This window comes from Streptomyces sp. NPDC001219 (genome assembly GCF_053597915.1).
The window spans coordinates 102,991-110,857 of record NZ_JBSFJF010000025.1; the positions used below are offsets into that span (position 1 = coordinate 102,991).

The window sequence follows — 7,867 nt, forward strand, 5'->3', positions numbered from 1 at the left end:
GGGTGGGGCTTTACGTAGGTGGTCCGCTGCGGCTTGCGGGGCGTGGAGAAACGGGCTGCTGACCTCGGCACTCAGGCCGGTGGCCGCACGATCGCGGCCGCCGTCGCGAACAGCTCCGTGAGGGTGCCGGCGAAGGTCGGCAGCAGTTGGAGACAGACGGCCCAGGCCTCGGGGTCGCCGCCCAGGTGTTCCGCGGTCAGCGCGGCCGCCCGTGTCCGCAGCTCCTGCCGGTCCGCCTGCCGGACGGGCTGCTGGTTCGCCTGCCGGTCCGAGGGGTTGAGCAGGCGGAGGAGGTGGGCCAGGCCCTGGTGTGCGGGGGCGGCATGGGTCAGGACGTCCTCCGGGGTGAGCGTGCCGCGCCGTAGGGCGCGCTGGGGCCACGAGAGGTGGGAGCGGCCGGGCTCCGGGGTGCTCGACAGCAGTGCCAGCAGCAGCTCGCGTGGGCAGTCCGCGAGCGCCGCGAGGTCCTGGGCCGCACCGGGGGCCAGCCTGCCGGAGCGGTGCGCAGCGATCAGCTCGGGCCAGGGCAACGGGACGCCCTCGCCGGCGAGTTTGTCCGGCTGGCCGCTGTCATGGCCCGGTGCCTTGTTGAGGAACGCCAGCAGCTTCTCCGGGTCCTCCTCGGCGGCCAGACGGGCGCGCAGCCGCTCCAGGCCGTCCGGGAGGCCGAGGAGCTTCTCGGTCTGCCGGCGGAGGGTGACCGGGAGCCGGTCCATCGCCAGGATCTCGCGCACCGCGTCCGGGCCGCCGCGCTCCCACACGGCCACCAGCAGCCGCAGCCGGGCCGCGGGTATCCGCAGCCGCAGCCGCCCGACGACGACCCGGGCCACGCCCAGGTCACCGGAGTCCAGACCGGCGATGAGCCAGTGGCGGTAGTGGCCGAGGTTGGCCTCCCGCAGGACGTGCAGCAGCTCCTCGGGGACGGTGCGGGTGCCGCCGCCGCGCAGCCGCCCGGCGAGCATCCGCTCCCGCTCCGCCTGGTCGATCCGGCAGTGGAAGAACAGCTGGGCGTCCACCTGCGGTTCGTCGAGGTCGAGGAGGTGGGTGAGCTTCTCGGGGGAGAGGGCGGAGGTGGCGGCCTGCGCGGCCAGTGCCGGTACCCCGTGGGCGGCGATCACCGCGTCCCGGACGGCCGGCGCCGGATCGCCGTACACCAGGAGGTGCTGCACGGCCCGCGGGTCGAAGTGCGGCACGACGGCGGTCTGCGCCGCCTCCGACGCGCACTGCAACAGGCTCAGGAACGCGGCCCGGGACGCCTCGGGGGCCGTGGCCGGGAAGACCGCCTCCAGGGGGCGGGGCCAGCTGGTGCTGCGCTTCCTGCGGGAGCCGGGTGAGGCGGCGTCCTCGACCAGTTCGGCGACGCTGCCCCGGGCCCGGCCCATCCGGGCGTACAGCGTCAGCCAGTTGACCGGGTCCCTGCCGAGCCGTTCGAGGAGTCCGGCGAGGGCCTTGCGGGTCGGCTCGTGGTCGTACGGCAGCGCGTTCAGCACCTCCGTCGCCGGGCCCACCTCCGCCAGCACACGGTCCACCGGCAGCCGGCCCGTACGGATGCCGCGCCCCAGGGTCTCGTCGAAGGGCACCTTGCCCGCCGCCTCGGGCCCCACCAGCGCCTCGAAGGGCAGCTCGGCGGCGACGTGCGAGGTGCCCCAGGGGTCGGCGCGGAAACACTCCATGACGAGGTCGTCGGGGCAGCCCTCCCAGTGGGTGAGCTGCGACAGGTGGTTGCCGCTCTGCCGGCGGCTCGTCCGGCCGCTCCGGAAGGGCAGGCGGGCGTGCTCGCGCCGGACGAGTTCCCAGTCCAGGGCGGCGGGCTTCGCGACCGAGGCGGCGCCGTCACGGACCATCAGCAGGGCCCGCAGCGCCGCGGGGTCGGTCCACTCGCCGGCCGGACGCCGCTCCCGCAGGAACGCCTCCGGATCGTCAGCGGCCGCGGCCTCGCGCATCAGCTCCAGCAGCTCCGGGCGCCCGAAGTCGAAGTCCGCGGCCTGCTCGACCCCGTTGGCGAAGGCCACCAGCGCGGCGCCGCCCGCGAGGCGGACCAGGGCCAGACAGGCGTCCACGGCGGCCGGCAGCGGGAGGAACCGGGACAGCCGGACCAGGGTGTAGGAGATCAGCTGGGGGAACGGGCCGGTCAGCGCGGGAAGCAGCTCAACGGGGGTGGCCTCCTTCTGGAGCAGCGGGACGAGGCCGTCCTCGGCTTCCCAGCGCGGGTCCGCGGGGTCGGCGGCACCCAGCATCGCCGGCAGCAGATCGGGCAGGTCCCTTGCGCGCCGGTTCCATTGCGGGGAGGGGCGGTACCACGCCTTCCACACCGCGCGGGCGACCACCGGGTCGCCGCTCCCCGCCGCCCGTATCAGGAAGGCCTCGGGATCGGCGTCCAGCGCGGCCCGCAGCGCCGCGCCGCCCGGTCCGGTCACCGTCTCCACGATCTCCTCCGGCAGCCCGAACCGGTGGGACAGCGCGGCCAGCAGCTCCGGACGCTGCCGCTCGGCGAGGGCGTCGGCGGTGTCCGGCGCGGCGAGCCGCAGTGCCAGGCGGAGCGGGGCGGCGGAGCTGTGGGTCACGTGCGGAGGTCCCTTCGCGGGGCGGGAGAGCGGCCGTGCACGGACCGGCACCGGGCCGTTCCGCGACCCACAGATCGTGGCACGGCCCACTGACAACGCGACGGTGCGCCGGACGCCCCCTCAGGGGCCGCCCGGCGCACCGTCGTTCCCACACGGAGGGCCGGTCCGGCCGGCCCCCGCGCGTCAGACCAGCTCGGCCGCCAGCGTGATGTTCTTGACGCCCGCCAGCGCCTGGCTCACCGGGCAGTTGGCCTTGGCGTCCTGGGCCGCCGCCTGGAAGTCCTCCTCCGACAGGCCGGGGACGCGGGCCTTGACGGTCAGCGCGATGCCGGTGATGCCCTCACCGGGCTGGAAGGTGACATCGGCCTGGGTGTCCAGGGCCTCGACGGTGTAGCCCTTGCCCGCCAGGCCGTGCGAGAAGGCCATGGAGTAGCAGGAGGAGTGGGCCGCCGCGATCAGCTCCTCGGGGCTGGTGACGCCGTTGGGCTGCTCCGCGCGGGCGGGCCAGTTCACGTCGTAGGTACCGACCTTGGAGGACTCCAGGGCGACGGTGCCCTTGCCCTCCAGGAGGTTGCCTTCCCAGTGGGTCTTGGCGGTGCGCGTGGTTGCCATGGTGCAGATCTCCCGGTTGTGGGCGAAAGCGGTTCCGCGCGCCAGCTTAGTGATCCCGGGGACCGCGCCGTGCCGGCCGCCGCCCGCCGTCCGCCGTCTGGCGGTGCACGGAGGGAGCGGGACCCGGCCCGGCGGGGCGGCGGGCGGTGCTCCTTCCCCGGCCGCTGCAACCCCCCGTGGGTGCCGCCCGGTAGCATCCGAAGGCCGTACGCACCGTGTGGACGGCCGATGACCGGGAGGAGCCGACGTGGCGGGAGCACCGCAGGCCGACTGCCTGTTCTGCAAGATCGTGGCGAGGGAGGTGCCGGCGACCATCGTCCGGGAGACCGAGACGACCGTCGCGTTCCGCGACATCAACCCCCAGGCGCCGACGCACGTCCTGATCATCCCCAAGGTGCACTACCCGGACGCCGCGTCCCTCGCCGCCGCGGAACCGCAGATCATCGCCGACATACTGCGGGAGTCCCAGGAGGTCGCCGCCGAGGAGAAGGTGGAGGACCGCGGCTACCGCGTCGTCTTCAACACCGGCTCCGGCGCGGGTCAGACCGTCTTCCACGCCCATCTGCACGTGCTCGGCGGCCGCGGCCTCCAGTGGCCCCCCGGATAACCGACCGTGTCCGTACGCGAACTGGTCGTCCTCGGCACCGCGAGTCAGGTCCCCACCCGGCACCGCAACCACAACGGCTATCTGCTGCGGTGGGACGGCCAGGGGCTGCTGTTCGACCCCGGCGAGGGCACCCAGCGGCAGATGCTGCGCGCCGGGGTCGCCGCCCACGACCTGAACCGGATCTGTGTCACCCACTTCCACGGTGACCACTCGCTGGGCCTGGCGGGGGTGATCCAGCGGATCAACCTCGACCGGGTGCCGCATCCGGTCACCGCCCACTACCCGGCCAGCGGCCAGCACTTCTTCGACCGGCTGCGCCACGCCACCGCCTACCGCGAGACGGTGCGGCTGGTCGAGCGGCCGGTCGACGCCGACGGTGAGCTGGACCGCGCGGAGTCCTACGTCCTGGAGGCGCGGCGGCTCTGGCACCCCGTCGAGTCGTACGGCTACCGCCTCGTGGAGCCGGACGCCACCCGGATGCTGCCGGAGCGGCTGGCGGAGCACGGCATCGCCGGGCCGGACGTCGGGCGGCTCAAACGGAACGGCGAGCTGAACGGCGTGACGCTCGACGAGGTCAGCGAGGTGCGGCGGGGCCAGCGGTTCGCGTTCGTCATGGACACCCGGCTGTGCGAGGGCGTGCACGCGCTCGCGGAGGGGGTGGACATGCTGGTGATCGAGTCGACGTTCCTGGACGAGGACGTCCAGCTGGCCGTCGACCACGGTCATCTGACCGCCGGGCAGGCCGCGGAGGTGGCCGCACGGGCCGGGGTGCGACATCTGGTGCTGACGCACTTCTCGCAGCGCTACCCCGACCCCGCGGAGTTCGAACGGCAGGCCCGCGCGGCGGGCTACACCGGCGAACTGACCATCGCCCAGGACCTGTCGCGGGTGCCGCTGCCCCCACGGCGCTGACCGGCGCGGCGCCGGGCCCGCGCGGCCGGACCGGACCGGCGCGACCGGCGGGACCGGCCCGGCGCGACCGGCCCGGCCACGGGGCGGCTCCGCCTACGGCAGGTAGTACATCGGGTTGGGCATCTTGAACGTCCGGTCCCCGGCGCCGCCGCGCAGATCGCTGTACTGGTCCCCGAAGTTGGCGACGATGTTGTAGCCCTGGGACTCGATGTGCTTGCGGGTGCCCGACTTGTACTCGATGGTCGTGCAGGTCGCGCCGCAGGGCAGGTAGGCCGGCGGGTGCTCCTTGTCCTTCAGGTAGACGTGCCCGCGGTCCAGCGGCACCCCGTAGCCGACGTTCTTCAGGTTGCGGACGCTCCAGGCGCGCTGCGCCTCCTTGCGCCCGGTGAGGAAGAAGACCTCGGCGCCCTTGCCGTGGGCCCAGTTGACCAGCCGGTCCATGCCGAAGACCGGGTCCATGTCGGTGGTGGCCAGGTACTTGTCCTGGCTCTCCTCGGTGAAGTGGAAGCCGACCCGCAGCTCGTAGTTGTAGGTGAGCAGGGTCGTGTCGTCGATGTCCACGACGATGGCCGGCTTGGCCTTGCCGCCCGTCCGGCCGTGCCCCGCAAGGGCCTTGGACAGGTAGCCGCGGGCCTTGGCCTCGATGCCGCGGACCTGGCGGCCGTAGTTGCTGCGGGGGGAGGCGTAGTGCTCGCCGTCCGCCGTCACCGTGTCGCCGTAGTACGCCTTGATCTTGTCCTGCACCTGCGTGAGGTTGGGGATCTCCTTGTCGGTGCGCGGTACGGAGTGCTCGGCGGTGGCCTGGCCGATGCCGAAGACGGCCGTGCCGGCGACGAGGGTGGCGACCGTCGCGGCGCCGAGGCGGGCCCTCCGGGAGAGGACGGGGCGGAAGCGGGCGGGGCGGGGCATGCGCGGGACCTCCGGGTGACAGGGGGCGGAACCAGTAGGTCTAACAGAGCCTCATCTCCGTATCTACGCGCGCAGATTCAACCCTTGGTAAAAGGTCGCCGCAGTGCGGGCGGCCGATCCGCCGCTGCCGAACACGCACGGTGTCCACCAGCCGTACGCCCCCCCGTCTGACCATCGAGGTGGTCACCGAGGACGGCGTCACCGGGCTCGGCGAGACCTGCGGGGACGCCGGCTGCCCGGAGTTGGCCCGACGGCGGCGGACACCACGACCGGGCCAGCGGGCGGCGGCCCCGGGCCGGAGATCACGGACCCGGCCGTGGTCCTGTGCCCGGTGGCCCGGCACGCGTACGGTGAGGCACGGCTCAGTGGCGGTGCGCCACAGTGGTCCCGTAAGTGATCTTTGAAAGGGGCTGTCCCGATGGCACAGGAAGTGCGCGGCGTGATTGCGCCGGGGAAGAACGAACCGGTCCGGCTGGAGACCATCCTGGTGCCGGACCCGGGTCCCGGCGAGGCCGTGGTGAAGATCCAGACGTGCGGGGTGTGCCACACCGACCTGCACTACAAGCAGGGCGGCATCAACGACGACTTCCCGTTCCTGCTCGGACACGAGGCGGCCGGCGTGGTGGAGTCGGTCGGCTCCGGCGTCACCGATGTGGCGCCCGGCGACTTCGTCGTCCTCAACTGGCGGGCGGTGTGCGGCCAGTGCCGCGCCTGTCTGCGCGGCCGCCCCCAGTACTGCTTCGACACCCACAACGCCCGGCAGAGGATGACCCTCAAGGACGGCACCGAGCTGAGCCCGGCGCTGGGCATCGGCGCCTTCGCCGACAAGACGCTGGTCGCCGCCGGACAGTGCACCAAGGTCAGCCCCGAGATCGCGCCCGCGGCGGCCGGTCTGCTGGGCTGCGGGGTGATGGCGGGCATCGGCGCCGCCCTCAACACCGGCAACGTGGGCCGCGGCGACACGGTCGCGGTCATCGGCTGCGGCGGCGTCGGCGACGCGGCCGTGATGGGGTCCCGGCTGGCCGGCGCGTCCAAGATCATCGCGGTGGACATCGACGACCGCAAACTGGAGACCGCGCGCTCCATGGGCGCCACCCACACGGTCAACTCCCGCTCCACCGAACCCGTCGAGGCGGTCCGCGAGCTGACCGGCGGCTTCGGCGCGGACGTCGTCATCGACGCGGTCGGCCGCCCGGAGACCTACCGGCAGGCGTTCTACGCCCGCGACCTGGCCGGCACCGTCGTCCTGGTGGGCGTCCCCACCCCGGACATGACCCTGGAACTCCCCCTCCTGGACGTCTTCGGCCGCGGCGGCGCCCTCAAGTCGTCCTGGTACGGGGACTGTCTGCCCTCCCGGGACTTCCCGATGCTGGTCGATCTGCACCTCCAGGGCCGGATCGACCTGGGCGCGTTCGTCACCGAGACCATCGGCATCGAGGACGTGGAACAGGCCTTCGCGCGGATGCACGCCGGCGACGTGCTGCGTTCGGTGGTGACGCTCTGATGGCGGTCCGCGTCGACCACCTGGTCACCTCAGGAACCTTCTCCCTCGACGGCGGCACCTGGGACGTCGACAACAACGTGTGGATCGTCGGCGACGACGACGAGGCGATCGTCATCGACGCCGCCCATGACGCCGACGCCATCGTCGCGGCCCTCGGCGGCCGGACGCTGCGCGCGATCATCTGCACCCACGGCCACAACGACCACATCGACGCCGCCCCGGCGCTCGCCTCCCGCACCGGCGCCCGCATCCATCTGCACCCCGCCGACCTGCCGTTGTGGAAGATGACCCACCCGGACACCCCGCCGGACGCGGAGCTGGCGGACGGGCAGGTGCTGACCATCGCCGGAACCGACCTGACCGTGCTGCACACCCCCGGCCACGCCCCCGGCGCGGTCTGTCTCCACGCGCCCGACCTGGGCACCGTCTTCACCGGCGACACCCTCTTCCAGGGCGGTCCCGGCGCCACCGGCCGGTCCTTCTCCGACTTCCCGACGATCGTCGCCTCGATCCGCGACCGGCTGCTGACCCTGCCGCCGGAGACCCGGGTCCGCACCGGGCACGGCGATCCGACGACGATCGGTACGGAGGCCCCGCACCTGGAGGAGTGGATCAAGCGGGGCCACTAGGGCGTGTCCGCAAAGTCCCGCCTGGCTCGCGGCGTCTGGCACGCACGCTCGCTGCGTTGTCGGGATCGTCCACGTAGACCCACTACGAGGACGACCCTCCGCCTTGCGAGCGCACGCACCAGACGCCGCG

General features: G+C 73.3%; 7 protein-coding genes. 4 read left to right on the top strand and 3 right to left on the bottom strand.

The genetic code is table 11. The features are described 5' to 3' along the window. Window positions 1–71: 71 nt before the first annotated feature. Window positions 72–2,564 carry a hypothetical protein gene (locus ACWC9R_RS18670; RefSeq protein ID WP_450732802.1) on the bottom strand — a complete coding sequence of 831 codons (2,493 nt, stop codon included), beginning with the start codon at window positions 2,562–2,564 and terminating at the stop codon, window positions 72–74. A 183-nt stretch (window positions 2,565–2,747) separates the two neighbouring features. Next, on the bottom strand, window positions 2,748–3,176 hold the full coding sequence (locus tag ACWC9R_RS18675; protein ID WP_159746027.1) for an OsmC family protein: 429 nt from the start codon (window positions 3,174–3,176) through the stop codon (window positions 2,748–2,750). 247 nt (window positions 3,177–3,423) lie between these two features. Here ACWC9R_RS18675 and ACWC9R_RS18680 point away from each other — a divergent pair, with 247 nt between their 5' ends. Together ACWC9R_RS18680 and ACWC9R_RS18685 are read left to right on the top strand one after the other, a co-directional pair. Further along, window positions 3,424–3,783: a histidine triad nucleotide-binding protein gene (locus tag ACWC9R_RS18680; protein ID WP_362612043.1), complete on the top strand. Its 360-nt coding sequence runs from the start codon at window positions 3,424–3,426 to the stop codon at window positions 3,781–3,783. 6 nt (window positions 3,784–3,789) lie between these two features. Beyond that, window positions 3,790–4,695 (top strand): ribonuclease Z, encoded by a 906-nt coding sequence (locus ACWC9R_RS18685; RefSeq protein WP_450732804.1) that lies wholly within the window; start codon window positions 3,790–3,792, stop codon window positions 4,693–4,695. 93 nt (window positions 4,696–4,788) lie between these two features. Here ACWC9R_RS18685 and ACWC9R_RS18690 read toward each other — a convergent pair whose 3' ends face one another. After that, window positions 4,789–5,604, bottom strand: a complete 816-nt coding sequence (locus ACWC9R_RS18690) for an HAD family acid phosphatase (RefSeq protein ID WP_450732806.1) — start codon at window positions 5,602–5,604, stop codon at window positions 4,789–4,791. Between the two features lie 418 nt (window positions 5,605–6,022). Between ACWC9R_RS18690 and ACWC9R_RS18695 the strand changes: the two genes are divergently transcribed. Together ACWC9R_RS18695 and ACWC9R_RS18700 are read left to right on the top strand one after the other, a co-directional pair. Next, on the top strand, window positions 6,023–7,108 hold the full coding sequence (locus tag ACWC9R_RS18695) for an S-(hydroxymethyl)mycothiol dehydrogenase (protein ID WP_450732808.1): 1,086 nt from the start codon (window positions 6,023–6,025) through the stop codon (window positions 7,106–7,108). Next, window positions 7,108–7,737: an MBL fold metallo-hydrolase gene (locus ACWC9R_RS18700; protein ID WP_362612037.1), complete on the top strand. Its 630-nt coding sequence runs from the start codon at window positions 7,108–7,110 to the stop codon at window positions 7,735–7,737. Before ACWC9R_RS18695 ends, ACWC9R_RS18700 begins: the two co-directional genes overlap by 1 nt. The last annotated feature ends 130 nt before the right edge of the window (window positions 7,738–7,867 follow it).